The 24368-nt window shown below is 67.4% G+C and carries 25 protein-coding genes, 1 other RNA gene and 2 pseudogenes; 20 read left to right on the top strand and 8 right to left on the bottom strand.

The annotated features are described in order from the left end of the window. Positions 1–10: 10 nt before the first annotated feature. Positions 11–1414: a cytochrome P450 gene (locus PGN25_15640; protein ID MEH3118969.1), complete on the top strand. Its 1404-nt coding sequence runs from the start codon at positions 11–13 to the stop codon at positions 1412–1414. A gap of 45 nt (positions 1415–1459) precedes the next feature. Here the strand turns inward: PGN25_15640 and PGN25_15635 are convergent, their stop codons facing one another. Together PGN25_15635 and ssrA are read right to left on the bottom strand one after the other, a co-directional pair. After that, the gene (locus tag PGN25_15635) at positions 1460–2110 is read right to left on the bottom strand and encodes a ClpXP protease specificity-enhancing factor SspB (GenBank protein MEH3118968.1); all 651 of its coding nucleotides are present in this window, start codon (positions 2108–2110) and stop codon (positions 1460–1462) included. Positions 2111–2167: 57 nt separating this feature from the next. Continuing rightward, positions 2168–2543, bottom strand: a transfer-messenger RNA (tmRNA) gene (gene ssrA, locus PGN25_15630). Positions 2544–2737: 194 nt separating this feature from the next. On the opposite strand from ssrA, the gene PGN25_15625 reads away from it, so the two are divergent. The 7 genes from PGN25_15625 to PGN25_15595 all read left to right on the top strand — a co-directional run bounded on the left by PGN25_15625 (position 2738) and on the right by PGN25_15595 (position 10995). Then, complete coding sequence (locus PGN25_15625) at positions 2738–3532, top strand: thymidylate synthase (GenBank protein ID MEH3118967.1); 795 nt, start codon at positions 2738–2740, stop codon at positions 3530–3532. Continuing rightward, a complete protein-coding gene (locus PGN25_15620; GenBank protein ID MEH3118966.1) occupies positions 3532–4032 on the top strand; it encodes a dihydrofolate reductase in 501 nt (166 codons plus the stop codon). Before PGN25_15625 ends, PGN25_15620 begins: the two co-directional genes overlap by 1 nt. A 353-nt stretch (positions 4033–4385) precedes the next feature. Then, the gene (hflK, locus tag PGN25_15615; protein MEH3118965.1) at positions 4386–5525 is read left to right on the top strand and encodes an FtsH protease activity modulator HflK; all 1140 of its coding nucleotides are present in this window, start codon (positions 4386–4388) and stop codon (positions 5523–5525) included. Continuing rightward, the gene (locus PGN25_15610) at positions 5522–6469 is read left to right on the top strand and encodes a protease modulator HflC (GenBank protein ID MEH3118964.1); all 948 of its coding nucleotides are present in this window, start codon (positions 5522–5524) and stop codon (positions 6467–6469) included. The genes hflK and PGN25_15610 overlap by 4 nt, the downstream gene beginning before the upstream one ends. 115 nt (positions 6470–6584) lie before the next feature. Then, positions 6585–8120 carry a DegQ family serine endoprotease gene (locus tag PGN25_15605; protein MEH3118963.1) on the top strand — a complete coding sequence of 512 codons (1536 nt, stop codon included), beginning with the start codon at positions 6585–6587 and terminating at the stop codon, positions 8118–8120. Positions 8121–8655: 535 nt separating this feature from the next. After that, complete coding sequence (locus PGN25_15600; GenBank protein ID MEH3118962.1) at positions 8656–9618, top strand: IS110 family transposase; 963 nt, start codon at positions 8656–8658, stop codon at positions 9616–9618. Between the two features lie 324 nt (positions 9619–9942). Then, positions 9943–10995, top strand: coding sequence for a nitronate monooxygenase (locus tag PGN25_15595; protein ID MEH3118961.1), 1053 nt, complete (start codon positions 9943–9945; stop codon positions 10993–10995). A 66-nt stretch (positions 10996–11061) separates the two neighbouring features. Here PGN25_15595 and rpsD read toward each other — a convergent pair whose 3' ends face one another. After that, on the bottom strand, positions 11062–11679 hold the full coding sequence (gene rpsD / locus PGN25_15590; protein ID MEH3118960.1) for a 30S ribosomal protein S4: 618 nt from the start codon (positions 11677–11679) through the stop codon (positions 11062–11064). 284 nt (positions 11680–11963) lie between these two features. On the opposite strand from rpsD, the pseudogene PGN25_15585 reads away from it, so the two are divergent. From PGN25_15585 to PGN25_15555, 7 genes and pseudogenes are all read left to right on the top strand, one after another. After that, positions 11964–13128 (top strand): annotated as a pseudogene (locus tag PGN25_15585) (ISAs1 family transposase). A 155-nt stretch (positions 13129–13283) separates the two neighbouring features. Further along, complete coding sequence (locus tag PGN25_15580; protein MEH3118959.1) at positions 13284–13673, top strand: transposase; 390 nt, start codon at positions 13284–13286, stop codon at positions 13671–13673. Next, positions 13670–14017: an IS66 family insertion sequence element accessory protein TnpB gene (tnpB, locus tag PGN25_15575; protein MEH3118958.1), complete on the top strand. Its 348-nt coding sequence runs from the start codon at positions 13670–13672 to the stop codon at positions 14015–14017. Before PGN25_15580 ends, tnpB begins: the two co-directional genes overlap by 4 nt. 102 nt (positions 14018–14119) lie before the next feature. Then, positions 14120–15625 (top strand): IS66 family transposase, encoded by a 1506-nt coding sequence (locus PGN25_15570; GenBank protein MEH3118957.1) that lies wholly within the window; start codon positions 14120–14122, stop codon positions 15623–15625. 71 nt (positions 15626–15696) lie between these two features. After that, complete coding sequence (locus tag PGN25_15565; protein MEH3118956.1) at positions 15697–16269, top strand: hypothetical protein; 573 nt, start codon at positions 15697–15699, stop codon at positions 16267–16269. A gap of 748 nt (positions 16270–17017) precedes the next feature. Beyond that, the gene (locus PGN25_15560) at positions 17018–17629 is read left to right on the top strand and encodes a M23 family metallopeptidase (GenBank protein MEH3118955.1); all 612 of its coding nucleotides are present in this window, start codon (positions 17018–17020) and stop codon (positions 17627–17629) included. Between the two features lie 84 nt (positions 17630–17713). Beyond that, positions 17714–18418, top strand: a complete 705-nt coding sequence (locus tag PGN25_15555) for a hypothetical protein (protein ID MEH3118954.1) — start codon at positions 17714–17716, stop codon at positions 18416–18418. Here the strand turns inward: PGN25_15555 and PGN25_15550 are convergent. Continuing rightward, on the bottom strand, positions 18399–19193 hold the full coding sequence (locus tag PGN25_15550; protein ID MEH3118953.1) for a helix-turn-helix transcriptional regulator: 795 nt from the start codon (positions 19191–19193) through the stop codon (positions 18399–18401). The two genes, PGN25_15555 and PGN25_15550, sit on opposite strands and share 20 nt — an antisense overlap. Before the next feature lie 106 nt (positions 19194–19299). Between PGN25_15550 and PGN25_15545 the strand changes: the two genes are divergently transcribed. The 5 genes and pseudogenes from PGN25_15545 (at position 19300) to PGN25_15525 (ending at position 22276) form a co-directional block, all read left to right on the top strand. Further along, positions 19300–19662 carry a nuclear transport factor 2 family protein gene (locus PGN25_15545; GenBank protein ID MEH3118952.1) on the top strand — a complete coding sequence of 121 codons (363 nt, stop codon included), beginning with the start codon at positions 19300–19302 and terminating at the stop codon, positions 19660–19662. Beyond that, complete coding sequence (locus tag PGN25_15540) at positions 19659–20453, top strand: alpha/beta hydrolase (protein ID MEH3118951.1); 795 nt, start codon at positions 19659–19661, stop codon at positions 20451–20453. The genes PGN25_15545 and PGN25_15540 overlap by 4 nt, the downstream gene beginning before the upstream one ends. After that, entirely contained in the window at positions 20450–20863 is a 414-nt protein-coding gene (locus PGN25_15535; GenBank protein ID MEH3118950.1) for a PaaI family thioesterase, read from the top strand. The genes PGN25_15540 and PGN25_15535 overlap by 4 nt, the downstream gene beginning before the upstream one ends. Continuing rightward, positions 20860–21174 (top strand): annotated as a pseudogene (locus PGN25_15530) (putative quinol monooxygenase). Before PGN25_15535 ends, PGN25_15530 begins: the two are co-directional and overlap by 4 nt. Positions 21175–21319: 145 nt before the next feature. Then, positions 21320–22276: a prolyl oligopeptidase family serine peptidase gene (locus PGN25_15525; protein ID MEH3118949.1), complete on the top strand. Its 957-nt coding sequence runs from the start codon at positions 21320–21322 to the stop codon at positions 22274–22276. 138 nt (positions 22277–22414) lie between these two features. Here the strand turns inward: PGN25_15525 and PGN25_15520 are convergent, their stop codons facing one another. The 4 genes from PGN25_15520 to PGN25_15505 all read right to left on the bottom strand — a co-directional run bounded on the left by PGN25_15520 (position 22415) and on the right by PGN25_15505 (position 24353). Then, the gene (locus tag PGN25_15520; GenBank protein MEH3118948.1) at positions 22415–22795 is read right to left on the bottom strand and encodes a DUF1801 domain-containing protein; all 381 of its coding nucleotides are present in this window, start codon (positions 22793–22795) and stop codon (positions 22415–22417) included. A gap of 69 nt (positions 22796–22864) precedes the next feature. Next, positions 22865–23269 carry a VOC family protein gene (locus tag PGN25_15515; GenBank protein ID MEH3118947.1) on the bottom strand — a complete coding sequence of 135 codons (405 nt, stop codon included), beginning with the start codon at positions 23267–23269 and terminating at the stop codon, positions 22865–22867. Positions 23270–23284: 15 nt separating this feature from the next. Continuing rightward, positions 23285–23692 carry a helix-turn-helix transcriptional regulator gene (locus tag PGN25_15510; protein MEH3118946.1) on the bottom strand — a complete coding sequence of 136 codons (408 nt, stop codon included), beginning with the start codon at positions 23690–23692 and terminating at the stop codon, positions 23285–23287. A 256-nt stretch (positions 23693–23948) separates the two neighbouring features. After that, the gene (locus tag PGN25_15505; protein ID MEH3118945.1) at positions 23949–24353 is read right to left on the bottom strand and encodes a GFA family protein; all 405 of its coding nucleotides are present in this window, start codon (positions 24351–24353) and stop codon (positions 23949–23951) included. Positions 24354–24368 lie beyond the last annotated feature (15 nt).

Below are 24368 nucleotides of genomic sequence, written 5' to 3'. Positions count from 1 at the left end.
TCGCCTGCCGATGCCGGATACGCTGCCCCTCGCGCCCTTTCCCAAGGACACGCCGCCGTTCCGGCCCAAGGTGCCGCCGCCGCTGACCCGGCCGCTCGGGCTGTTCGCCTTCCTCAAGGCGGTGCGCGAGAATCCGATCGCGACCTGGATGGATGCGCACTTCGAAGACTTCGTCGTCGCGGGCGAGACGGCGATGGGGCGCGTCACCGTGGTGAGCGATCCCGCGCTGGTGCGCTACCTGCTGGTGGAACGGGCGGCCAACTACCGCAAGGACGACCTTCAGAAGCGCGTCCTGGCGCCGGGACTGGGCAACGGCCTGCTGACGGCGGAGGGCGACGAGTGGCGGCTTCAGCGGCGCACGCTGGCGCCGATCTTTTCCGCGCGCCACGTCGCCGGCTTCGTCGCGCAGATGGATGCGGCCGGCGCCCGCCTCGGCCGGCGGCTGGCCCGGCGCGACGGCGCCACGGTCGACGTGGCCCTGGAGATGACCCGCGCCACCCTCGACGTGCTGGAACGGACGATCTTTACGCAGGGCCTTCCCGGCGATCCCGACGCGCTCGGCCGCGCCATCACCCGGCTGCTCGAATCGATCGGCCCGATCGACCCGCTCGACGTGTTCGGCTTCCCCGCCTTCGTGCCGCGGCTCGGGCGCCTGCGGGCACGGCCGGCCCTGCGCTTCTTCGCGGAGGTGGTGGACACGCTGCTGGAGCAGCGCAAGGCGGCGCTCGCCCGCGGCGAGGCGCCCCACGACCTGATGACCCTGCTGCTCGCAGCCCACGACCCCGAGACCGGACGCGGCCTCTCCGATCTGGAAGTGAAGGCCAACATCGTCACCTTCATCGCCGCCGGCCACGAGACCACGGCGAACGCCCTCACCTGGGCGCTCTACTGCCTGTCGCAGGACGAGGCCGCGCGGGCCCGCGTCGAAGCGGAAGCCGATGCCGCCGCCGGCTCGGACGGAGCCTTGAGTCTCGACCGGCTCCCCTTCACCAAGGCGGTGATGGAGGAGACCATGCGGCTGTTCCCGCCGGTGCCCTTCCTCAGCCGCCAGGCGATCCGCGAGGACCGGATCGGGCGCGTGAAGATTCCGCGCGCCTCCACCGTCATCATCGCGCCCTGGGTGATGCACCGGCACCGCAAGCTGTGGGAGGAGCCCGATGCCTTCGTGCCCGAACGCTTCTTCGGCCATGAGCGCGAGACGATCGAGCGCTTCGCCTACCTGCCGTTCGGGGCGGGCCCGCGGGTCTGCATCGGCCAGAGCTTCTCCGTGCAGGAAGCGACCCTTGTCTTGGCCCGGGTCGCCCGCGCGGTGCGGCTCACCCTGCCCGAGGATCACCCGCCGGTCACGCCGCTCCACCGCGTCACGCTGCGACCGAAGGACGGCTTGCGCATGGTGGCGCAGCGGCGGGGGTGACGCGGGCAGGCCCCTCCCCGCGACAGGGAGGAGAGAACTGAAAAGTCAGTTCTTCTTGCGGAAAGCGTCGAGGCTCACGACCTCGGCGGTGCCGTCGCGGTCGACCTTCTCGTCGGCCTCGGGCTTGGGCTCGGCGGCGTCCTCGGACCTGTTGTCCGACTTCGCATCCGCCTTCTTGCCGGCGGCCGGCAGCGCCGGGACGATCTTCGGTCCGGCCTGGATCGTCGCGAGGCCGGTGCCCTTCGGCTTGATCTCGGCCGGTTCGGACGCCGCCCCGCGCGGCCCGGCCTTGGCCGGCGCGCTCGGTTGCGGCTCCTCCGCCTCCTCGGCTTCCGCGCCCTCGTTCAGATCGAACTTGAGGCCGAACTGCACGGACGGGTCGAAGAAGCCCGACAGGGCGTCGAACGGGATCAGCAGGCGCTCGGGCACGCCGGAGAAGGACAGGCCGACCTCGAAGCTGTGCTCGGTCACGCCGAGATCCCAGAACTGGTGCTGCAGGACGATCGTCATGTCCTGCGGGTACTTTTCGCGCAGGCGCTGCGACATGCGAACGCCCGGCGCCTCGGTGCGGAAGGAGATGTAGAAATGGTGCTCGCCCGAGAGGCCGTCGCGCGCGGCATCGGTCAGCACCTTGCGCACGACGCCGCGCAGGGCGTCCTGAACCAGGAGATCGTAACGGATCAGATCTTCGGCCATCGGCGCTCGCTCAGCCGGTCACGGCCGGGAGGCGGCTGCGCCGGGTCGTGGACATTGAGTGGAGGTTTCTGTTGCCAGGTACCTCCGAACCCCGCCTATGCGGTGCTACCCGCTAGGACTTCAGGTCGGTTTTTGGCACCGCTTACGCGGCGACAGCCACCGGAGCAAAGTTGTCGTTGGCAACTATTGCAAAGGCCCGATAACGGCGGAACCATGCCGAGCGAAAGCTCACCCTTTACGCCCTCGTCGATCCTATTTCGCCCCCGCCGGAAGCCAGCCCGCATGCCGTGCGGCCCTCGGTCCTGGATTCGGGTGGAGGCGCCGGGTACCGCCCCCGGGTCCGATAGGTTTATTGCGAAGAACGTTTATCGCCATAGCCGGCCTTGCGACCGGCCAAGCGAATATAGAGAGGCCGACGGCGGTTTTGAAGAGCGATCCGCGCTCAGACCCGCTCCGCGTTGCGAGCGTGGCCGATATGCCGCCCATGCCCGCCGGCGCATGTCCGCCTTCTCCCGCGTCCGGGTGGGGCGCCGGTCGGTCCCGCGTAACCAAGGCCGCGGGAAACACGGGACGGTGCCCTCGTCGCGACTCGACATCGGCGGAGGGCCCCGCCAGATCTGAGGAGCCATGCGCGCCTATCACGATCTGCTCGACCGCATCCTGTCCGAGGGCGTCCGCAAGGAGGACCGCACCGGGACGGGCACGCTCTCGGTCTTCGGCCATCAGATGCGGTTCGATCTGGCCGACGGCTTCCCCCTGGTGACGACCAAGCAGCTCCACCTGCGCTCGATCATCCACGAGCTGCTGTGGTTCCTCAAGGGCGACACCAACATCGCCTATCTGACGGAGAACGGCGTCACGATCTGGGACGAGTGGGCCGATGCCGAGGGCGATCTCGGCCCGGTCTACGGCAAGCAGTGGCGCTCGTGGGAGAAGCCCGGCGGCGGCACCGTCGACCAGATCGCCTGGGTTCTCGACGAGATCGCCCGCAATCCCGACTCGCGCCGCCTCGTCGTCTCGGCCTGGAACCCGGCCGATCTCGACCGGATGGCACTCGCGCCCTGCCACTGCCTGTTCCAGTTCCACGTCGCCGACGGACGGCTCTCCTGCCAGCTCTACCAGCGCTCGGCGGACGTGTTCCTCGGCGTGCCCTTCAACATCGCCAGCTACGCCCTGCTGACCGTCATGATGGCGCAGGTCACAGGCTACGCCCCGGGTGATTTCGTCCATACGCTCGGCGACGCCCATCTCTACGTGAACCACCTGGAGCAGGCGCGTCTCCAACTCACCCGCGAGCCGAGGCCCCTGCCCCGGCTGCGGCTGAATCCGGAGGTCCGCTCGCTGTTCGGTGTCCGGTTCGCGGACATCGCCATCGAGGGCTACGCGCCGCATCCCGCGATCAAGGCACCGGTGGCCGTCTGATGTCGAAGCCCCGCATCGCCCTCATCGCCGCCATTGCCCGCAACGGCGTGATCGGCCGCGACAACGGCCTCGCGTGGCGGCTCTCCAGCGACCTGAAGCGCTTCAAGGCGCTGACCATGGGCAAGCCGATCCTGATGGGCCGCAAGACGTGGGACTCGATCGGCCGCCCCCTGCCCGGCCGGCGCAGCCTCGTGCTGACGCGGGACCGCTCTCTCGCGATCCCGAACGTGGAGGTCGTCCACGACTGGGAGGAGGCACGCGCGGCGGCAAGGGGGGACGCGTTGATGGTCGTGGGCGGCGCCGAGATCTACGCCCTCGCCCTGCCCCACACCGACCGGCTGCATCTCACCGAGGTCGACGCGGCGCCGGATGGGGATGCGTACTTTCCCACCTTCGACCGCGCCGCCTTCCGCGAGACCTTCCGCGAGGCGCACGGACCGGGCGAGCGCGACGAATTCGCCTTCGAATTCGTGGATTTCGAGCGCGTGGCCGGGCGTTGACGGTCGGGGAGCGCATTGGCCGCAGGCGCAAGGCCGGCTTCGGTCCATCCGTGGCCGTTGCGGTTGACGCGATGCGGGCCCACCTGCCAGCCTTGACAGGACGGGGCGGGGCCACTCAGGTGCGCACCGTCCGCGCGGCACCGCAAACGCGTTCTGGCGGCTGGGAAAACCGGCCTTTTCCGCCCCTCGGCGGGGCGGATCGGGTTTAGAGCATCGTCCCGAAAGGTGGCCTCCGGCTTTCGGAAAAAGACGATGTCGGAACAAGAAGCTGGAGCATCGTTCCGGAACGATGCTCCAGGGCGAGGGTCTTCCGCATCCGCGGGGATCGGCTTCAGCAGGAGTTCACGTCGAGAATGCCTTGGAGCAATCAGAGCGGCGGCGGAGGCGCCCCCTGGGGCCGTCCCGGCGGCGGCAATGGCGGCGGTCCCTGGGGAGGCGGGGGCGGCGGCAAGACGCCCCCCGATCTCGAGGATCTGCTCCGGCGCGGTCAGGACCGGCTCCGCGGCGTGATGCCGGGCGGCGGCTTCGGCGGCGGCAAGGGGCTTCTCCTCGCGGCGGGCTTCGTGCTCGGCCTGTGGCTGCTCACCGGCTTCTACACGGTGAAGCCGAACGAGGTCGGCATCAACACGATCTTCGGGCGCTACACCGGCCAGTCCGGCGAAGGCCTGCGCTACAACTTCCCCTATCCGATCGGTTCGGTGCAGAAGCCCAATGTCGGCGTCGTGAACTCGATCCCGATCGGGTACATCACCGCCGGCGGCACCACGCGCCAGCGCGACGTGCCGGAAGAGAGCCTGATGCTCACGGGCGACGAGAACATCGTCGACCTCGATTTCGAGGTGCAGTGGCGCGTCAACCCGCTGAAGGCCGAGGACTACGTCTTCAACCTCGCCAACCCGGACGGCACCATCAAGGCGATCGCCGAGAGCGCCATGCGCGAGGTGATCGGGCGCCGCAACATCCAGGCGATCCTGACCAACGAGCAGTCGAGCATCGCCCAGGAGGTCAAGGAGATCGTCCAGAGCGCGCTCGACGAGTACGGCGCCGGCGTGCGCATCGAGGTGGTGCAGCTCACCAGCGTCAATCCGCCTCCGGAGGTCCGGCCGGCCTTCATCGACGTGAACGCCGCCCAGCAATACGCCCAGCAGGTGCGCAACGAGGCCGAGACCTATGCGAGCCGCGTCGTGCCCGAGGCGCGAGGCAAGGCGAGCCAGGTCGTGCAGGGGGCCGAGGCCTACCGCGCCCAGGCCACCGCCGAGGCGACCGGTCAGGCCGCGCGCTTCCAGCAGGTCTACCAGTCCTACAAGGCTGCGCCCGAGATCAGCCGCGAGCGCATCTTCCTCGAGACCATGGAGAAGGTGCTCGGCTCCGTGCACAAGACCATCATCGACCAGAGCGGCGGCGTCGCTGGCGCCAATGCCGCGGGCGTGCTGCCCGTCCTGCCGCTGACCGATGGCGGCCGGACCCAGACGAGCGGAGCACAGAGCCGATGAACAGTCCCGCCCTCCGCACCGGCCTGATCGTCGTCGCCGCGGCGATCGCGATCGGGCTCTACGCCTCGGTCTTCACCGTCGGCCAGATGCAGCAGGCCCTCGTGCTCCAGCTCGGCCGCGTCCGCGACGTGCTGAACCCGACCGGCCAGAACAAGCCCGGCCTCTACTTCAAGGTGCCGTTCACCGACAGCGTCGTGCTGTTCGACAAGCGGGTGCTCGACCTCGACCTGCCGGTGCAGACCCTGCTGACGGCCGACCGGCAGAACCTGGAAGTGGACGCCTTCGCCCGCTACCGCATCGTCGATCCGCTGAAGTTCTATCAGTCGGTCGGCACCATCGCCCTGGCCAACCAGCGCCTGGCGAGCTTCACCAATTCGTCCCTGCGCAACGTGCTCGCCCGTTCGAGCCGCGACGCCATCGTCCGCACCGACCGATCCGACCTGATGAACACGATTCAGGAGGACGTGAACCGGCAGGCGAAGGGGCTCGGCGTCGAGATCGTCGATCTGCGCATGACCCGCGTCGATCTTCCGGCCAAGAACAGTCAGGCGGTCTACGACCGCATGACCTCGGAGCGGAAGAAGGAGGCGACCGACATCCGCGCCAACGGCGATCAGGCCGCCACGCTGATCCGCGCCAAGGCCGACCGCGACGTCACCGTGATTCTCGCCGAGGCCACGCAGAAGGCCGACGAGCTGCGCGGCCAGGGCGAGGCCGACCGCAACCGCATCCTGGCGGAAGCCTTCGGCGCCGACCCCGGCTTCTTCGCCTTCTACCGCTCGATGCAGGCCTACGAGCAGGCGCTCAAAGGGCAGGACACGCGGCTGGTCGTGAGTCCCAACTCCGACTTCTTCCGCTACTTCGGCGATCCGCAGGGCCGCCGTTCGGAGAGCGCGCGCAGCGGCGGCGGCGAACCGGCCACGACCACGGGCGCGGTGCGCTGAGCGACGAGGCCGGTCGAGACGGCCCGTCACGGCCGGCACCCTTGATCGGGGCTGCCGGCCGCCGAATTTACAGGCCTGCCAGAAACAGGCAGTTCCGCAGATCGAGGAAACGTCCATGAGAGTCGCCGCGAACGCCGTCCGGGGCCGAAAGCCGTCGCTCGCCCGGCGTGCCTCATCGGTCCTGGCGGCCGCGGTCCTGGGGGTCGCGGTCACGGTCGCCGCCCTGCCCCTTCCGGCCTTCGCCCGCGGCCCGGAATCGCTCGCCGACCTCGCCGAGAAGGTGACGGACGCGGTGGTGAACATCTCCGCCTCGACCACGGTCGAGGCCAACAGCCGCGGCGGCCGGAGCCTGCCGCAACTGCCTCAGGGCACGCCCTTCGAGGATCTGTTCGAGGAGTTCTTCAAGCGGCGCGGCCAGGGCAGTCCCCGCAGCGACGACGACAGCCCGCGCGCACCGACGCGCAAGTCGAACTCGCTCGGCTCCGGCTTCATCATCGATGCCTCCGGCATCGTGGTGACCAACAACCACGTCATCGGCGACGCCAACGACATCCAGGTCATCCTGCACGACGGCACGAAGCTGAAGGCGGAGATCATCGGCAGGGATTCGAAGATCGACCTCGCCCTGCTGCGGGTGAAGCCGACGGCCGAGCGCCCGCTCAAGGCCGTGCCCTTCGGCGATTCCGACAAGATGCGCCCGGGCGACTGGGTGATGGCGATCGGAAACCCGTTCGGCCTCGGCGGCTCGGTCTCCGCCGGCATCGTCTCGGCCCGGGGCCGCAACATCGAGTCCGGCCCCTACGACAACTACATCCAGACCGACGCGGCCATCAACAAGGGCAATTCCGGCGGTCCGCTGTTCAACATGGACGGCGAGGTGATCGGCATCAACACCGCGATCCTGTCGCCCTCGGGCGGCTCGGTCGGCATCGGCTTCGCGGTGCCCTCCGGCACGGCGAGTCCGGTCATCGACCAGCTCCGCCAGTTCGGCGAGGTCCGCCGCGGCTGGCTCGGCGTGCGCATCCAGAACGTCGACGAGGCCACCGCCGAGGCGCTCGGCCTGAAGGGCGGCGCCAAGGGTGCGCTGGTCGCGGGCGTGGACGAGAAGGGCCCGGCCAAGACCGCCGGCCTCGAGGTCGGCGACGTGATCGTCAAGTTCAACGGCGTGCCGGTGAAGTCCTCGAGCGAGTTGCCGCGCATCGTCGCCGCGACCCCGGTCGGCAAGACCGTGGACGTGCAGGTGGTGCGCAAGGGCGAGGAGCAGACGAAGTCGGTCCTGCTCGGGCGCCTGGAAGACGGCGAGAAGACCCAGGTCGCCAACGCCAAGCAGCCGGAGGCGGAAACGGTCAACCGCCAGGTTCTCGGCCTCAATCTCTCCACTCTCAATGATGAGGCACGCCGCCGCTACGGCATCAAGGAGAGCGTCAAGAGCGGCATCGTCGTCACCAAGGTCGATCCGAACTCGACGGCCGCCGACAAGCGCATCCAGCCCGGCGAGGTCATCGTCGAGGTCGGCCAGGAGACGGTGGCGAACCCCGCCGACGTGAGCAAGCGCGTCGAGGCCCTGAAGAAGGAGGGCCGCAAGTCGGTGCTGCTGCTGGTCGCCAGCGCCAGCGGCGACGTGCGCTTCGTCGCCATCGGGCTGGAGTGATACGATATCCGGTTGATGAGTTCGGCCTCTCCTGCGTCATCGCGAGGCGAAGCCGTGGCGATCCAGGGCGCGCCCTTTCCGGACCTGTCGCGCCCTGGATCGCTTCGCGGCCGCTCGCGATGACGGCGTGGGGCAAAACCCGAAGCGATCAAGCGGAAACGGTATGAGGCGGCTCACGCCTCGGGGATCCTTTCGCCGATCCGGTAGCTCTACGGTGCCGGATCGCGTTACCGCCGGTCGGATGACGGAACGGATCCGCCGTCCCTTCAACGCGCAGCGACGACTGATAGTCTGATCCGGCTCTCGTCGCGTTCTGGATTGTACGTTGGGTTTGTCGGTCTTTTCCGGCGACGGAACCGGAGCGACAACGGGAGGGCCGCCGGCGGGATCGCTTCTGGATCGACTGCGAGGTCGCAAGCAATCTTGATCCGTCGGCGGCGCCTCCACGGTCTTGAGCACGAACGGTAGAGCGGGCGCAGCCCGAGCTTACAATCCCGTGCCAGAGGACCTTGCCTGTCTCGCGAAAGGCCTCGTCATGGTAGCCTCGCCAGCCCACACCGCGCCAGCCTCCCCTTGCTTTCTCGGCGCCGATGTCTCGAAGGATTGGGTCGATCTGGCCGACACGCGCGGACGCACCGCCCGCATCGACAACACGGTCGCGGCCCTGACGGCCACCTTGTCCAAGCCGCACTGGCGCGCCTGCGCCAACCTCGTGTGCGAAGCCACCGGCGGCTACGAGTGGCCGCTGATCGAAGCCGCCACGGCGCTGGGGCTGCCGATCCGCCGGATCCATCCCGGCCGCGCCCGGGCGTTCGCCCGCGCCCAGGCGCGGCTGGCCAAGACCGATCGGATCGACGCCGCCGTCCTGGCCGCCTTGGCGGCCTTTACCGTGGACGAAGTCGCCCCGCCGCTGCCGAGCCCGGCTCAGCGCGCGCTCGCCGAACTGATGACCCGGCTCGGCCAGCTCAAGGATCAGCGACAGGCCGAGCAGTGCCGGGCCGAACGCACCGAGAGCACGATCGTGCGCGCCTCGATCACCGCCAGCCTCGCCCTGCTCGACGGCCAGATCGCCGCGATCGGCGCGGCCTTGGACGAAGCCATCGCCGCCGATGCCGAACTGGCTCGCACCCCCGCCCTGTTGCGCACGTGCAAGGGCGTCGGACCCGTGGCCTGTCGTGCCCTGCTGGCGTGGCTGCCGGAACTCGGCCGCCTGAACCGGCGCACGGTCGCGGCTCTGGTCGGCGTGGCGCCCATCACCTGCCACAGCGGCTCCTCGATCCGCTCGGCCAGCATCACCGGCGGACGCAAAGCCTTGCGCGACGTGATGTTCATGGCCGCCCTGACCGCCAGCCGCCACAACCCCGTCTTCCGCCGCCTCTACGAGCGCCTGCGCCAAGCCGGCAAGCCCCACAAACTCGCCCTCATCGCCGTCGTGCGAAAGCTCGTCACCACCCTCAACGCCATGGTCCGCGCCGGAAAGACCTTCCAGACCGCTTGACCTGAGACACGGTAGATCGCTTCGGCTCCGCCTCGCAAAGACGTAAGAGGCAGACTCATACGATATCCGGTTGAAGACTTCGGCCTCTCCTGTGTCATTGCGAGGCGAAGCCGTGGCAATCCAGGGCGCGACCTTTCTGGACGTGTCGCGCCCTGGATCGCTTCGCTGCCGCTCGCGATGACGGCGTGGGGCGAAACCCTGAAGCAATCAATCGGAAACGGTCTCAAACGGTCATTGCGAGCCGTCAGGCGAAGCAATCCAGTTCCGCGACGCTGGCCGGCATGACCGCCATGCCATGGCCTTCAGCAGCTTGAGGAGGCCGTCATGACGGGGCATACGGATTTCGCCCGTTTGATCGGGATCGCGGTTCCGATCGTCCAGGCTCCCATGGTCGGTCCGAAGGCGCGTCTCGCCGCCGCCGTCAGCGCGGCCGGCGGCCTCGGCTCGCTGGCCTGCGCCGCGCTGACCCCGGACCGGATCCGCGCGGAGGTCGCCGAGATCCGCCGGGAGACGGACGCGCCGTTCAACCTGAACTTCTTCTGCCACGAGCCGCCCGCGGCGGACACGAGCCGCGAGACCGCGTGGCGGGCCCTTCTCGCGCCCTACTACCGCGAACTCGGCCTCGACCCGGCGGCGCCGGTGACGATGGCCGACCGCGCCCCGTTCGATGAGGCGACGGCAGACGTGGTGGCGGAGTTGCGCCCCCGCGTCGTCAGCTTCCACTTCGGCCTGCCGGCGGAAGCGCTGCTGCGGCGGGTACGGGCGGCGGGCTGCCTGATCCTGTCCTCGGCCACCACCGTGCGGGAGGCGCGCTGGCTCGCCGAGCGCGGCGTCGACGCGGTGATCGCGCAAGGGGCGGAAGCCGGCGGTCACCGCGGCATGTTCCTCACCGACGCGGCGGCCTCGCAGGTCGGGACCATCGCCCTGGTGCCGCAGATCGTCGATGCGGTGGACGTGCCGGTGATCGCGGCAGGCGGCCTCGGCGATCCCCGCGGCGTCGCCGCGGCCTTTGTCCTCGGTGCCGGCGCGGTGCAGGTCGGCACCGCCTATCTGCGCTGCCCGGAAGCCGGGATCTCCGCGCCCTACCGCGCGGCCCTGAACGCGGCCCGCGACGAGGACACGGCGCTGACCAACGTGCTCACCGGCCGCCCGGCCCGCGGCCTGCTCACCCGCGCGGTGCGGGAACTCGGACCCGTCAGCGCGGCGGCGCCGGCCTTTCCCGGCGCGGCGGTCGCGCTCCAGCCCCTGCGCATGGCGGCCGAGGCCCGGGGTTCGGGCGACTTCTCCCCGCTCTGGTCGGGGCAGGCCGTCGGCCTCTCGCGGGAACGCCCGGCCGCCGAACTGACCCGCCTGCTGGCGGGCGGCGTTCCGCGATGAGCCGCGACGAGAAAGGGCCGCCCCGAGGGGCGGCCCTTTCGCATTCCGAGGAAAATCCCGAACCGATCAGCGCGAGTAGAACTCGATGACGAGGTTCGGCTCCATCTGCACCGGGTAGGGCACCTCGGAGAGGCCCGGGATCCGGGTGACGCGGGCGGTCATCTTCTGGTGATCGACCTCGATGTAGTCCGGCACGTCGCGCTCGGCGAGCTGCGAGGCCACGACCACGATCTCGAGCTGGCGGGAGGCTTCCTTCACCTCGATCACGTCGCCGGCCTTGACCTGGAAGCTCGGGATGTTGACCCGGCGGCCGTTGACCTTGATGTGCCCGTGGTTGACGAACTGGCGCGCGGCGAACGGGGTCGCCACGAACTTCGAGCGGTACACCACGGCGTCGAGGCGGCGCTCGAGCAGGCCGATCAGGTTCTCGCCGGAATCGCCGCGCAGGCGGATCGCCTCGGCGTAGTAGCGGCGGAACTGCTTCTCGGTGATGTTGCCGTAGTAGCCCTTGAGCTTCTGCTTGGCGCGCAACTGCGTGCCGAAGTCGCTCATCTTGCCCTTGCGGCGCTGGCCGTGCTGGCCGGGGCCGTACTCGCGGCGGTTCACGGGGCTCTTCGGGCGGCCCCAGATGTTCTGGCCCATGCGGCGATCGAGCTTGTGCTTCGCCTGGACGCGTTTCGACATCGCTGTTCCTCTGGAACACGTTTTTGAGGAACGCGCCCTCCTCTCCCTCTCCGCCGGAGCGGCGAGGGCGACAGGGCGGCTGTTACCGCCCGCGGGTGCGCATGAAATGCGACGGGGCTCCAAACCGGAGCCCCGAACACGAGCGGGTGCCTAGACGAGAACGCCGGCACCGTCAATGCCGCCGCCGCTCCTGCACAGGGCAATCGCTTCAGCGTGAGGAGGCCTTGGTTCGCGGGATGGGCGTTTTGTGATTCACGCGGTGGCTCGCCTCTGGTGAGCCGCCCATGCCGTCCTCTCTGTCGATCCTCGACCACTTCTCCGCCCTGGAGGATCCGCGCCAGCGCTGGCGCGTGGTCTACCCGCTGCCCGAAATCCTGCTGCTGATCCTGTGCGCCACGCTCTGTGGCATGGACGACTTCGTCGAGATCCGGCTCTGGGGTGAGCAGCGCCTGAGCTTCCTGCGCCGCTTCCTGCCCTACGAGCGCGGCCTGCCCGCCCACGACACCCTCAACGACGTCGTCAACGCGCTCGACGCCGACCTCTTCAAGGCCTGCTTCACGGCCTGGGTCGAGAGCCTGCGCGAGGCCGAGCCCGATCTCATGGCCATCGTCCTTCGACAGGCTCAGGATGAGGGGCAAAACCTCGCGGCGCTGCCACGCCAAGTCCGCCGGCCGGGCCGCCCTGCACACCGTCTCGGCCTGGGCCGCCCGTCAGCGTCTCGTGCTGGGCCAGGAGGCCGTCGCCGACAAGAGCAACGAGATCACCGCCATCCCCTGCCTCCTGGAGCGGCTCGAACTCAGGGGGGCACTCGTCACCCTCGATGCGATGGGGACCCAGACCGCCATCGCCGAAACCATCGTGGCCCGGGGCGGCGACTATCTGCTGGCGCTCAAGGGTAACCGTCCCACCCTCCACAACGACATCGTGCGCTTCTTCGCCGACCCAGGCGCGTTGATCGCGGACACCGACGAGACCATCGACAACGACCATGGCCGTCTCGAACGCCGCCGCGCCAGCGTGGGCCACGACGTGACTTGGCTCACCTCGGATCGCCGCTATCCCGATGAGCCGCACAGGCCCCATCTGGCGATGATCGGCTTGGTCGAGACACAGGTCGAGCGCGCCGGCAGGATCGAGCGCGAGCGGCGCTACTATCTCTCGTCGGCCAAGCTCGATGCCAAGACCTTCGCGACGGCCGTGCGCGCCCATTGGCAGATCGAAAATCGCCTGCACTGGGTGCTCGACGTCGTCGTCCATGACGACCTCGTGCGCCTGCGAACCGGATCAGGACCTCAGAACATGGCGGTCGTGCGCCACATGGCCATGAACCTCGTCCGCGCTCCACACGACCGTCACAGCCTCAAGGTCCGCAGAAAGCTCGCTAATCTCAATCCCGACTACCTCGAAGCCCTCGTCCGACAGACACCCATCCAAGCGAAAGAAACCTGAAGCGATTCCCCTGTCCCGGGTGCACGCCCATCGGCGCCGACAAGACCGCATTCACCGTTTGGCAGGAGGATCTCTTAGTACGCATCCGGCGAAGGCCACCTTGTGAGCTGGCCCGTTGAGGCTGAGGTCATAGGAGTAATCCTAGGACCTTGAGCATGACCCAGGCGGGTATCGAACTGGTGAGAGCCGAGCGGCGTCGACGCTGGACGCGGGCGGAGAAGGAGCGGTTGGTTGCCGCTTCGTTTGAACCGGGTGTGTCGACCTCGGATGTCGCCCGCCGGGCCGGTCTCCACGTCAGTCAGCTGTTCCGCTGGCGCAAGTTGCTGTGCGAGCGTGTCGGTGCTCCCACGCCAGCGCTAGTCCCCGTCGTGATCGCTCCCACGCCCGCCGCGATGACGGTCGAGCCTGGTCGAGAGCCCAACCGCGGCCGTCGCTCCGGCGGGGTGATCGAGATCGATCTCGGCAGAGGCCGGCGCGTTCGGGTCGGCTCCGACGTCGATGCCGCGGCGCTTCGGCGGGTGCTCGACGCCCTGGAGGGCCGATGATCCCGCTGCCGGCCAACGTGCGGGTTTGGCTGGCCACTGGCCACACCGACATGCGCAAAGGCTTTTCCAGTTTGGGCCTGATCGTCCAGGAGACGCTCAAGCGCGATCCCCATGGCGGGCATCTGTTCGTGTTCCGCGGACGGCGCGGCGACCTGATCAAGGTGATCTGGCACGATGGCCAGGGCGCGTGTCTCTACACAAAGCGGCTCGACCGCGGCCGTTTCCTGTGGCCCTCGGTGGCGGATGGAGCCGTGACGATCTCGACGGCGCAACTCGGCTACCTGCTCTCGGGTATCGACTGGCGGATGCCGCAGGAGAGCTGGCGTCCGAGCGCTCTCGGCTGAGGATAACGCGTTACAGCGCTTGAAGAATATGCTCTTCTCTCAAGCGTGCCGAACGCGCCCGAGCCCCCGCCGCTTCCCACGGATCTTGCCGCCGCCCACGCCATGATCCTGGCCGAGCGGGCGGCCCGGCTTGCCTCGGAGATCGCGGTCGAACGGCTGAAGCTGGAGGTCGCCCGGCTGCGGCGAGAACGGTTCGGGACCTCCTCGGAGCGCAGCGCCCGGATCGACCAGCTCGAACTCGTCCTGGAGGATCTGGAGGAGACGCTGGCCGAGACCCAAGCGCAGGCGGCCGCCGAGCCCGAAGCACTCTCCGGTGCGGCTTCCTCGCGGCGCAAGCCCGCCCGCCGGCCTCTGCCCGAGCACCTGCCGCGCGAGCGCGTCGTCCATCCCGGCCCGACGACCTGCGCGTGTTGCGGCGGAACGCGCCTTCGTCACCTCGGCGAGGACGTCACCGAGACCCTGGAGCGGATCCCGGCGCGCTGGGTCGTGATCCAGCACGTACGCGAGCGCTTCTCGTGCAGCGACTGCGAGACGATCGCGCAGGCTCCGGCCCCGTTCCATCCGATCCCGCGCGGACGAGCGGGCCCGAACCTCCTCGCCGAGGTGATGATGGCCAAGTTCGGCCTGCACCTGCCGCTGCATCGCCAGAGCCAGCGCTTCGCCCACGAGGGCGTACCGATCGACGTCTCGACGCTGGCCGGCTGGGTCGGAGCGGTGACGACCGCCCTGTCGCCCCTGGTCACCCGGATCGAGGCCCATGTTCGAGGGGCTGAGCGCCTGCATCTCGACGACACGCCCGTACCGGTCCTGGCCAAGGGCAAGACCCGCACGGGGCGGCTCTGGACGGTGGTGCGTGACGACCGACCCTTCGGCGGTCCCGAGCCGCCGGCTGTGGCCTACTTCTACTCCCCCGACCGCTCTGGCGCGCATGCCGAGACCTGGCTGGGCGATTTCCACGGCATCGTGCAGGCGGATGCCTTCTCCGGGTTCGGTCGGCTGTACGAGCCCGGTCGCAAACCAGGCCCGCTCCGCGAGGCGGCTTGCTGGGCGCATGCCCGGCGCAAGTTCTTCGAGCTGGCTGACCTGAGGAAGGCTCCGATCGCCATCGAAGCGGTGGCGCGGATCGACGCGATCTTCGCGCTCGAGCGCACCATCATTGGCCTCGGACCGGACGACCGCCGTGCGCATCGAAGCGCCCGCTCGGCCGCCCTCGTCGCCGAGTTGAAGGCGTGGCTGCTGGCCAACCGTGCCAAGCTCTCGGCCAAGGCTCCGGTGGCGCAAGCGATCGACTACATGCTCAAGCGCTGGAGCGCCTTCATCCTCTTCCTCGACGACGGGCGCGCCTGCCTCTCAAACAACGCCGCCGAACGGGCGATCCGGCCGATCGCGGTAGGCCGCCGCAACTGGACCTTCGCCGGCTCAGACGCGGGCGGCCATCGCGCTGCGGCACTCTACACGCTGATCGAGACCGCCAAGCTCAATGGTGCCGACCCACAAGCCTGGCTTGCCGACATCCTCAGCCGTCTGCCCGGCCATCCGACCCGGCACATCGACGATCTGCTGCCCTGGAACTGGACCCCGCCTCAACCCAAGCAGGTCGCCGCCTGACACACCACCTCAGAGGACAACGCGGCCTTCACCGGAAGCGTACATCTCTTATGCGCACCTCACGAAGGACGATGATTGTCGTCGCTTCGACCGTGATGCTGTCGTCAGCCGCGTCGGCCGCAGATCGCCCCAGGGCGCGCTCTCCTGATGGCCAGTTCGTCGCCTCAACCCGGCCGACGCGTGGCACGGCCGGCGCCAGCGGCCAGGCGCCCGCGTCGCTGTGGCTGACCGACACGCGCACGGGGCGCAGCCGCGAATTGTACCGCGGCCGTTACTCCAACGATCCCAAGCGCAACTTTTCTAGCCTCGCCAATCCCGACTTCTCGCTCGACGGCGGCTATGTCTATGTCGAGGCGGACGCCTACGCGACCTCGCCTGCGATCCATCAGGTCGCGGTTCGCACAGGCGTGATCCGCTACGTCACTGACGGCGCCCTCTACGGCGTGTTGCGCAGCGGCCCGTGGCGGGGCTTCCTGATCGTTCAACAGCATCGCTATCGCCAGGACGGCAACGGGTCGTTCGACCCCTTCGTCATCGTCAAGCCCGATGGGCGCGAATTGGCGATGGTCCCTGGTTCGGACGGCCCCGATCCGGAGCGTGCGGTCGCGCGATGGCTCGGCGCAAAGAAATGGATCTCGTCGTGATAACGAGCTGCGCAAGCGCGTCCGCGACCATTCTCGAATGCCAATCCTGATCTACCCCGCGTCCCTTGCATCAATCATGTCCGGAGATAATTCCGAGGAAATACCAAGGTCAAAGCACCAGTTCTGATCGTACCTTCCGGTCGATTAACGCCAGACTAGCCCTATTCTCTGCCGCCGGCATCTTGGTCGGTAGCGCGGCCATTGCACAGGTCGTGGAACCGGTCGCCCCGGTTCCTCGCTTTGGTCCCAGGTCTCATGTCGGCGACGCGAATGCCGGATTGCCTCGACCCTACGGTGTTCAGCGCCAGCGGTTAGGTCGGCCAGGACCTAGGGGAACGATGATGCCTTCGGGGCAGGTCGGACCGGCTTGCATGACACCGCTCTGGAAAGCCGGGTTGCGAACCAATCATGTGGAGTGCCCGCTTTACCTGCCCACGCGGCCCGGCGCATCGCAGCAGTGCATGGCGAGAGACGGCGCAGGCCGCATGCACGCCGTGACCGTTACCTTCCTCGACTGGGATGCCTCGACGGGGCGTGGGACGATCGACTGCCGCTTGAACGGCCGTTGATGGAATAAGCGAAGGGCAAGCTTCGGTGAGGGAAAGTAACGTGAGAGCATTGGCGAGTCGCTTTCGCAAATGTGTTCGAGGACGGCCGCCCGCTTCGCAACTGATGCGATCGCAGCGCTCTCGCACCTACGCGAGCCACGAAGGAATGATCGCAAGAACATAACGGAGTCGAGACGAATATGCTTCCCATCATTGTCGCACTTCTTTCCGCCATGCCTGGCCCTCCGCCCAAGGCCCTGATGCCGAGGGGAGCGATCCAGGAAGTCACCTTGGCGCCAATCTTCCGCTTTCGATTCATGTGCTCGGAGCATCCGGTAGGTGAGTTGGAATATGCGGGTGACCCGCTGGGAGCGGATTGTCTCGTCTTCGGGGGCATGGATGGGGATATCGGTTTTGCCAAGCTCTACCGCGGCGACGGTCGCGCCAACGCGAACTGGTACGGATGGCACGCCGACGTCCTGGCCCCGATCAACGGCGTTGTCGCATTCGTCTACGACAATCCGAGGGTCAACACGCCGGGCACACTGGGACCGCCGCCGGCTGGGACGGTCCGCATCCGAACCGCGGATGGGGTGATCGTGACCATGGGACACCTTGCCGACGTTCGGGTCCATGTCGGCGACAGGGTAGAGGCGGGTCAGGTGTTGGGCATCGACGGCAACAACGGCAATGCCCGGGCACCGCACATCCATATCGGCGCCTACCGCGAGGCTACGGATGAACCACTTCAAATCCGATGGGATTTGCGTGCTCTGGCGAAGACGGCGCCTTTCGCGAAGACGGACGAATGAAGCGACTCGGGGCTGGGCTGAGGAGTCAGCAACTGGGTCGTGCCTGACAAGGTCAATTACGGGAAATCCAGGGAAACATTGCCCATGAAACTCGATGCCTCACGAGCGATCGGCGCCTATGCGGCCGTCACCACGCTCGCCCTCGCCTGGCTGACGCTTGGCGCGAATGCCGGCCCCAAGCCTGCGACGTTCGACACGATCGACATCCAGCGCATCAACGTCCGCGAGCCCGACGGCACCTTACGCATGACGATTGCGTCGCGGGACCGCATGCCGGGTATCATCGTCGCCGGGCGCGAGACGCCTCACCCCGATCGCGCACAGGCAGGCATGATTTTCTACAACGACGAAGGAACGGAAAACGGCGGGCTGGTATTCTCCGGCGCGCTGAAGAACGGCAAGCCGACTAACCTCGGCGCCTTGTCCTTCGATCGGTGGCGGCAGGATCAGACGGTTTCGCTCAGCAGCGAAGAAGCGGGAGACACGCGGCAGGCGGGGCTTGCCATCAACGATCGCCCCGATCGGCCGGTCGATTTCCCGACCGTCGCCCGGCTGGTTCGCGAGCCAGCCAGCGCCGAGCGCGACGCTTCCATTCGCGCCGCCGGCGTCGGGATAGCGCCGCGTGCGTTTCTCGGCCGTACCGAGGACAGGTCGTCGGTGCTTGCACTGCGTGATGGTGACGGTCGCAAGCGGCTGGAACTGAAAGTCGCGGCGAGCGGACACGCAACGATCAATTTCCTCGACGATCAGGGGCACATCGCGCGCTCGATCACGGACGTGGGACGCTGAGCAGAGCGTGCCGGGTGGCATCGTCGGCCGGGTAGAAGCATTCCAGCGTCAGTTCCGCCAACGTTACGTCGGTCGCGGTGCCAAACACAGTCGTCGTCGACAGGAATGAGAGTACCTGACCATGCGCCTCGCTGTGGATCGCGAGGGGCACCGCGATGCTTGCGAACGAGCCTGCCGGCTGACGACTGACCGGACACGGAAAGCGAGCCAATTCGGTATGGAGCGCCGCGAGTTCAGGATCGCCCGAACGGTCGCTATCGACGCGCAGACGCGCCAGCAGATGGTGTCGCCATTCGGTGAGGTTCGCGATGCGCGCGGCCAATCCTTTGGGATGCAGCGTGGCTCGCAACACGTTGATCGGCGGTGCCAGGAGCATGGGGTCGACGCCCGATAGCATCGCCGTTGCCGCATCATTGGCGCGGACGAGATTCCAATGGCGATCGACCGCCAGCGCCGGAAACGGGGCATGCGCGCGCAGGATCGCTTCGACGGCCGTCAGCGCGGCCACCATGTCGGGCGCCTCGAGCGCTTGTTCGCCATGCATGGGCGCATAACCCGCGGCGAGTAACAGCCGGTTCTGCTCACGCAGCGGCATCGCCAATGGCTGGGCAAGACGCAGCAGCAACTCACGGCTGGGCGCCGCGCGCCCGCTCTCGACGAAGCTCAGGTGGCGGCTCGATACCTCCGCCTCACCGGCAAGCTCGAGCTGGCTCAATCGGCGCCTTCCGCGCCAGTCGCGCAGTACGTCCCCTACGGTGGTCGTTCGTGTCGCCATGGCCGCACTCTACCGCGGCACGGCCCCAATGCCATTACCTGTCAGGTAATCGCCTTGCCTGATTGGCAGCCGCATCCTCGGTCCATCAACGACGAGGAGACGGACGATGACCGACCCGGACACACTGGCGCGCAACTATCTGGCGCTTTGGAACGATGCCGATGCAGCCTCGCGCGATCGTCGCTTATCCGAGGGCTGGACCTCCGATGCCCGCTACGCCGATCCGATGATGACGGGTGAAGGCCATTACGGTATCGCCGCCATGATCTCGGCTGCCCGCGCCCAGTTCCCCGGCTACGTCTTCGCGCTCCGCGGCACCCCCGACGCGCATGGCCCCTTCGCGCGCTTCTCCTGGACGCTGGCGCCCGAACACGGCGCGCCGATCGCCGGCGGAACCGACATCGTCCGGCTCGCACAGAATGGTCTCATCGCCGAGGTGATCGGTTTCCTCGACAAGGATGCCGCATGAGCCCGGCCTCTATTCCGCGTGGCGACTGCCATGGGCTGTTCGTTCGCGACTGGGGCGCTGGATCACCCATCGTCCTGATGGCCGGATGGGCGATGGACGGCCGGATCTGGGGCGAGACCATGCTCCACCTCAACGCCGCTGGCTTCCGCACGATCGCTTACGATCGCAACGGACACGGGCGATCCACCGATCGGCCGGGCTACGACTACGACAGCCTCGCCGATGATCTCGCCTCGCTACTGGAAACGCTCGACCTGACAGGCGTCACGCTGGTCGCCCATTCCGGTGGCGGCGGCGAGGCGATCCGCTATCTCTCGCGACATGGCCGCTCGCGGATCGCGAGGCTCATTCTCGTGGGGGCGACGGGGCCGCGGGTTATCGGCGAGAACGGGATCACACCCGAGATGGTGGACGGACTGTGCGCGCAGTTGTCCTCCGACTTGTCAGGTTGGATCGACGCCAACATCGACCCTTTCGCCCCCGGCGCACCGAGCCGGATCAACGAGTGGATGGCGGCGATGGTGCTCGATTGCTCCCGCCGTGCCGTGGTCGAATTTCAGCGTACGATTGCCTTGAGCGACCTCTCGGCGGAAGCCGCTGCGCTCGATCTGCCGGTCACCATCATCCACGGTGACCGCGACGTGTCTGCGCCGCTGGACAGCAGTGGTCGCGTCTACGCCGCGACGATTCCGGACGCGAAGCTGATCGTCTACGACGGCGTGGCGCACGGCGTGATGGTAACGCACGCTTTCAAGCTCGCGAACGATATCGCCCGGTCGGTGTCGGCATGATCGAACCGTCAACCGCTGAGGCCATCGTCCTCGACAGGCTGCTGGGCTCGCCCGTTGCGCGTTCGCTAGGCTTGGCGATCGACAGCATCGAGCCGCGTTCAGTCCGGCTGCGCCTACCATTCGCAGCCACGAACGTAACGGAGAGAACCGTCATCCACGGCGGCGTCATCGCCACCCTCGCCGACGTGGCGGCCGTCGCCACAGCGGTGTCGGGCGCGAAGGCCGCGCCATCAGGCGGAGCGACCAGCAGTTTGAGCATCACCTACCTTGCCCCGGCAGACGGCTGCGATCTTATCGCGACCGGCATAGCGTTGCGCAGCGGCAGTCGGCAGCATGCCATACGAGTCCGGATTGCAGGCAACGATGGCGCCCCCGTCGCAGAGGCTCTGGTACAGGTGGTGCTCGTATGACCTTGCAGTCGAACCCGGAAACCTACGTCATCACCTTCCACGTCAAACCCGATCAAGTGGATCGCTTTCGCGCGCTCCTCGACCCGGTGCTCGACGCGATGCGTCACGAACCAACCTTCGTCCGAGCGACGTTGCACGTCGATCCCGAGCGGCCGAACGTCTTCCAGCTCCATGAAACCTAGACCGATCGCAACGATGTTCTCGAGGTGCAACTCAATCGCCCTTATCGGCAAGCTTGGCATGCCGGCATGGACGACATGCTGGCCGAGCCTCGTCAGTTCGCCATCTGGACGGTCGTGCGAGCCGATTGATGTCTGATCCCGCTGTGCATGCAGATCTACCCGGTGCCGGTGCACAAAGGAGGCGAGCAGCGAGCGCTTGCAAGTGGACTATCGCAGACGCAGCCGGCTTTCCCTAGAGCGGACATCGACACATTTCGAAATAGGACATCTTAAGATGATGATGCACGGGCTAGCAAAATTAGGATGGCGGACGCTCTCGCTGACTGCGCTTGGCATCTTCGCGCTTCCTGCGGTGGCGCAGCAACCGTTTCAGATGCCTCCACCCGAACTGGTGCAGCCCTCTAACGGCGGTGTCCGCATCGGGGAGCAGGGCCTTTTCGCCAACTGGTATGCGGGTCCAGCGCGCGATGAGAAGGTCCCGGCGGTCTTGCTCCTCGGCGGGTCCGAGGGCGGGATCGGCAGCGGTGCCGCACGCCAAGCCGCTGATCTGTCAGCGCACGGCATAGCGGTTTTGCAGCTCGCCTATTTTGGCGCACCCGGCTTGCCGTCGAAGCTGGACCTCGTCCCGCTCTCCTATTTCGACAAGGCGCTGGCCTGGATCAAACGGCAGCCGGGGGTCGATCCCAAGCGGATAGCCGTCGTCGGTGCGTCCAAGGGGGCTGAAGCCGCTTTGCTCATCGCGACGCGCCACCCCGAACTCCGCGCCGTGGTCGTCGGTGCGCCGTCGGCCGCGGTCTGGCCGGGGATCGATTTCTCCGGCGGGGACACGGGCTCGTCCTGGACCGTGGACGGACACCCCCTTCCGTATCTCCGCTATGGAGAAGGCGCCACCAGCACCTTCGACGGGTATCGAACCGGCTTCGCCACACTGCCGGCGCATCGCGACGCGGCCATTCCGGTGGCGAGGATCAAGGCGAAGGTCATGCTCATCTGCGGTCGCGCCGACACCTTGTGGCCGTCCTGCCCGATGGCCCAACTAGTGAAGCGCAAGATGGGCAGAACGGCCCTCGTCCTGGCGTACGACGACGCGGGTCACGCGGTGTTCGGCCCGCCGGTCCAGACGGACACGGCGGGGTATCGCTCGTTGGCTTCGCTCGGGGGAACATCCGAGGGAAATAATCGAGCGCGCGCCGATGCGTGGCCCAAGGTGGTGACGTTCCTTCAACGATAGCATGACGTCGCGCGGCCGACCTTTCCGATAAATGGGTTCGCGAGACATGCACATCAGAGGCGAATGATCCGGTTCACCTTCACGGCATCGAAAAACGCGGCATCGTGGCTGGCGACGATGATCGCACCGTCGTAGCTCTCAGCGGGAGCTGCCGGCCGCGTTCAGTGCAGCCGCCGCTTGAAAGAGCGCCTTCAAAGCCGCTTCGTCGAGCTCGTCATGCTCGCGAATGTCGAGCGCGCGTCTAACCCCCGTGAGGCTGGCATTGAACAGGCTGCTGGGGTCGGTCAGCGAACTCCCCTTGGCGAAGGTCAGCTTGACCTTATCCTTATAGCTTTCGCCGGTGCAGATGATCCCGTGATGCGACCAGGTCGGGACGCCGAGCGGGCTGGTCGGTTTCCGCCATTTCACCTCCTCGATCACGTCGGGCACCGCATCCCTGATAAGGCGACGAATGCGCGTCAGCAGCGCCCCGCGCCAATCGCCCAAGCTCGCGATCTTCGCATCGACGTCGTCAGACATGCGGATGCCGCCTTTCGTCCGCTGGGCCTCGCGACCCTAACGATTCCGGCCTCCCGCGGTGCGCGCCCGTCATCGCGCTTCCACCAGCTTCCACCCATTGTCCGAAGGATCGCGGAAACTGGCGTCGACGCTCCCGAAACGGCTCACCGGTTCCTGCGTGAATTCGACCCCCTTTGCCGAAAAGCGCTCATAGGCGGCACGACAGTCGTCAACGGTCAGCACCAACGGCGGCATGGCGCCCTTGGCGACCACCGCGTCCAGCGTGTCTGCGGTGTCTTTGTCGATCATCGGCGGCCCGGGCCTGAACAGGCCCAACTGGAAGCCGGGTTGATCCGGATGCTGCACTGTCAGCCAGCGAAAATCGCCGTTTTTCGCGTCCGTGTGAACGACGAAACCCAGCTTACCGACGTAGAAGGCGAGCGCCTCGTCCTGGTCGCGCACGTAGATGCCGGCAACTCCGACGCCATCAGTCATGATCCGCTCCGTCTTTCATGGGGCGAGCATATCCTCCTCGTTCTGACGGCGCTTCTCCGAAACTGCGCTGGTGAGATCGGGCCGGTATGCGGCGATGACGAAGCAATGTGGCACCTCGTGCAGTCCGTTCGGGCTGGTCCCTTCACGTGCGCGAAAGTCGGTCGGGCTCTCTTCGACGATGTCGCGGAATACGCGGCCGAATGTACCGAGGCTGCTCCAGCCGGTCTGGAAGGCTATGTCCGTGACCGAAGTTTCCGTGTCGCGAAGCAAGGCCTTCGCACGCTCGATCCGGCGCGAGAGAAGATAGCGATGGGGAGGTATGCCGAAGGCGTCCCTGAACGACCGGGCGAAGTGGGCCTGCGATATGCCGCTTACCGCAGCGAGACTGCGGACCGTCCACGGCTCGTGCGAAGCCGCGTCCATGCTGTCCTTGGCGCGAAGCAGGCGGCGCAACAGCGCCGGATCCCGACTCTTCCTGCGCCGAACAATCGCATGGCCAAGCGCCGTAGGATCGCATGTTGCTGACATCAACGCGACCCTAAGCCAGGGAGCGGCCCGATCAACGCTGTTTGCACACCAGTTGTAGACCCTGTCGGCGCCTGGCAGGGGCATGCTCGGCTCGCAAACGGCCGACGCTCGGTCGGAAGCGGCAACGCGGCGGATCGTCGTCCTGCGTCGGCTACAGGTGGCGCGTTTCCGCGGGTGCATGCGTCCAATCGTCGTGCAGGCCATCGACGATCGTCAGCGGGGCGGCGAGAAGCTCGTCGACCGGCAGATCGTCGATGGTTGCAACCTGCACCACGACGTACTCCTCACCACTTTCCGGGCGGCGAACATGCGTGTGGGTGGAGATGCCGCAAGCGTTGCAGAAATGGTGCGTGCCCTGATGCTTTCCCATGAAGCCGCCCAATCGTCCGGGCTGGGCGACTAACGAAAAGTCCTCGATAGCGATCCTGTTCGTCTTCCACATGCGCTGCTTCCAGCACAGGCGGCAATTGCATTTCAACGTGCCCGACGACAGATCCAGCACGGCTGTGAAAACAATCGCCTTGCAGTGACACGAACCGTTATACAGCTTTCTCAAGAGTCTTCCTCATCA

Origin of the sequence: Methylorubrum populi, assembly GCA_036946625.1 — a bacterium.
Taxonomy (GTDB): Bacteria; Pseudomonadota; Alphaproteobacteria; order Rhizobiales; family Beijerinckiaceae; genus Methylobacterium; species Methylobacterium populi_C.
This window is presented reverse-complemented; position numbering and strand designations above follow the sequence as displayed.

What these genes read in the sequence shown, in the direction of transcription:
- PGN25_15640 (MEH3118969.1), top strand. Translation starts at nt 11, where the DNA reads ATGCCGGATACGCTGCCCCTCGCGCCCTTTCCCAAGGACACGCCGCCG.
- PGN25_15635 (MEH3118968.1), bottom strand. Translation starts at nt 2,110, where the DNA reads ATGGCCGAAGATCTGATCCGTTACGATCTCCTGGTTCAGGACGCCCTG.
- PGN25_15625 (MEH3118967.1), top strand. Translation starts at nt 2,738, where the DNA reads ATGCGCGCCTATCACGATCTGCTCGACCGCATCCTGTCCGAGGGCGTC.
- PGN25_15620 (MEH3118966.1), top strand. Translation starts at nt 3,532, where the DNA reads ATGTCGAAGCCCCGCATCGCCCTCATCGCCGCCATTGCCCGCAACGGC.
- hflK (MEH3118965.1), top strand. Translation starts at nt 4,386, where the DNA reads ATGCCTTGGAGCAATCAGAGCGGCGGCGGAGGCGCCCCCTGGGGCCGT.
- PGN25_15610 (MEH3118964.1), top strand. Translation starts at nt 5,522, where the DNA reads ATGAACAGTCCCGCCCTCCGCACCGGCCTGATCGTCGTCGCCGCGGCG.
- PGN25_15605 (MEH3118963.1), top strand. Translation starts at nt 6,585, where the DNA reads ATGAGAGTCGCCGCGAACGCCGTCCGGGGCCGAAAGCCGTCGCTCGCC.
- PGN25_15600 (MEH3118962.1), top strand. Translation starts at nt 8,656, where the DNA reads ATGGTAGCCTCGCCAGCCCACACCGCGCCAGCCTCCCCTTGCTTTCTC.
- PGN25_15595 (MEH3118961.1), top strand. Translation starts at nt 9,943, where the DNA reads ATGACGGGGCATACGGATTTCGCCCGTTTGATCGGGATCGCGGTTCCG.
- rpsD (MEH3118960.1), bottom strand. Translation starts at nt 11,679, where the DNA reads ATGTCGAAACGCGTCCAGGCGAAGCACAAGCTCGATCGCCGCATGGGC.
- PGN25_15580 (MEH3118959.1), top strand. Translation starts at nt 13,284, where the DNA reads ATGACCCAGGCGGGTATCGAACTGGTGAGAGCCGAGCGGCGTCGACGC.
- tnpB (MEH3118958.1), top strand. Translation starts at nt 13,670, where the DNA reads ATGATCCCGCTGCCGGCCAACGTGCGGGTTTGGCTGGCCACTGGCCAC.
- PGN25_15570 (MEH3118957.1), top strand. Translation starts at nt 14,120, where the DNA reads ATGATCCTGGCCGAGCGGGCGGCCCGGCTTGCCTCGGAGATCGCGGTC.
- PGN25_15565 (MEH3118956.1), top strand. Translation starts at nt 15,697, where the DNA reads ATGATTGTCGTCGCTTCGACCGTGATGCTGTCGTCAGCCGCGTCGGCC.
- PGN25_15560 (MEH3118955.1), top strand. Translation starts at nt 17,018, where the DNA reads ATGCTTCCCATCATTGTCGCACTTCTTTCCGCCATGCCTGGCCCTCCG.
- PGN25_15555 (MEH3118954.1), top strand. Translation starts at nt 17,714, where the DNA reads ATGAAACTCGATGCCTCACGAGCGATCGGCGCCTATGCGGCCGTCACC.
- PGN25_15550 (MEH3118953.1), bottom strand. Translation starts at nt 19,193, where the DNA reads ATGGCGACACGAACGACCACCGTAGGGGACGTACTGCGCGACTGGCGC.
- PGN25_15545 (MEH3118952.1), top strand. Translation starts at nt 19,300, where the DNA reads ATGACCGACCCGGACACACTGGCGCGCAACTATCTGGCGCTTTGGAAC.
- PGN25_15540 (MEH3118951.1), top strand. Translation starts at nt 19,659, where the DNA reads ATGAGCCCGGCCTCTATTCCGCGTGGCGACTGCCATGGGCTGTTCGTT.
- PGN25_15535 (MEH3118950.1), top strand. Translation starts at nt 20,450, where the DNA reads ATGATCGAACCGTCAACCGCTGAGGCCATCGTCCTCGACAGGCTGCTG.
- PGN25_15525 (MEH3118949.1), top strand. Translation starts at nt 21,320, where the DNA reads ATGATGATGCACGGGCTAGCAAAATTAGGATGGCGGACGCTCTCGCTG.
- PGN25_15520 (MEH3118948.1), bottom strand. Translation starts at nt 22,795, where the DNA reads ATGTCTGACGACGTCGATGCGAAGATCGCGAGCTTGGGCGATTGGCGC.
- PGN25_15515 (MEH3118947.1), bottom strand. Translation starts at nt 23,269, where the DNA reads ATGACTGATGGCGTCGGAGTTGCCGGCATCTACGTGCGCGACCAGGAC.
- PGN25_15510 (MEH3118946.1), bottom strand. Translation starts at nt 23,692, where the DNA reads ATGGACGCGGCTTCGCACGAGCCGTGGACGGTCCGCAGTCTCGCTGCG.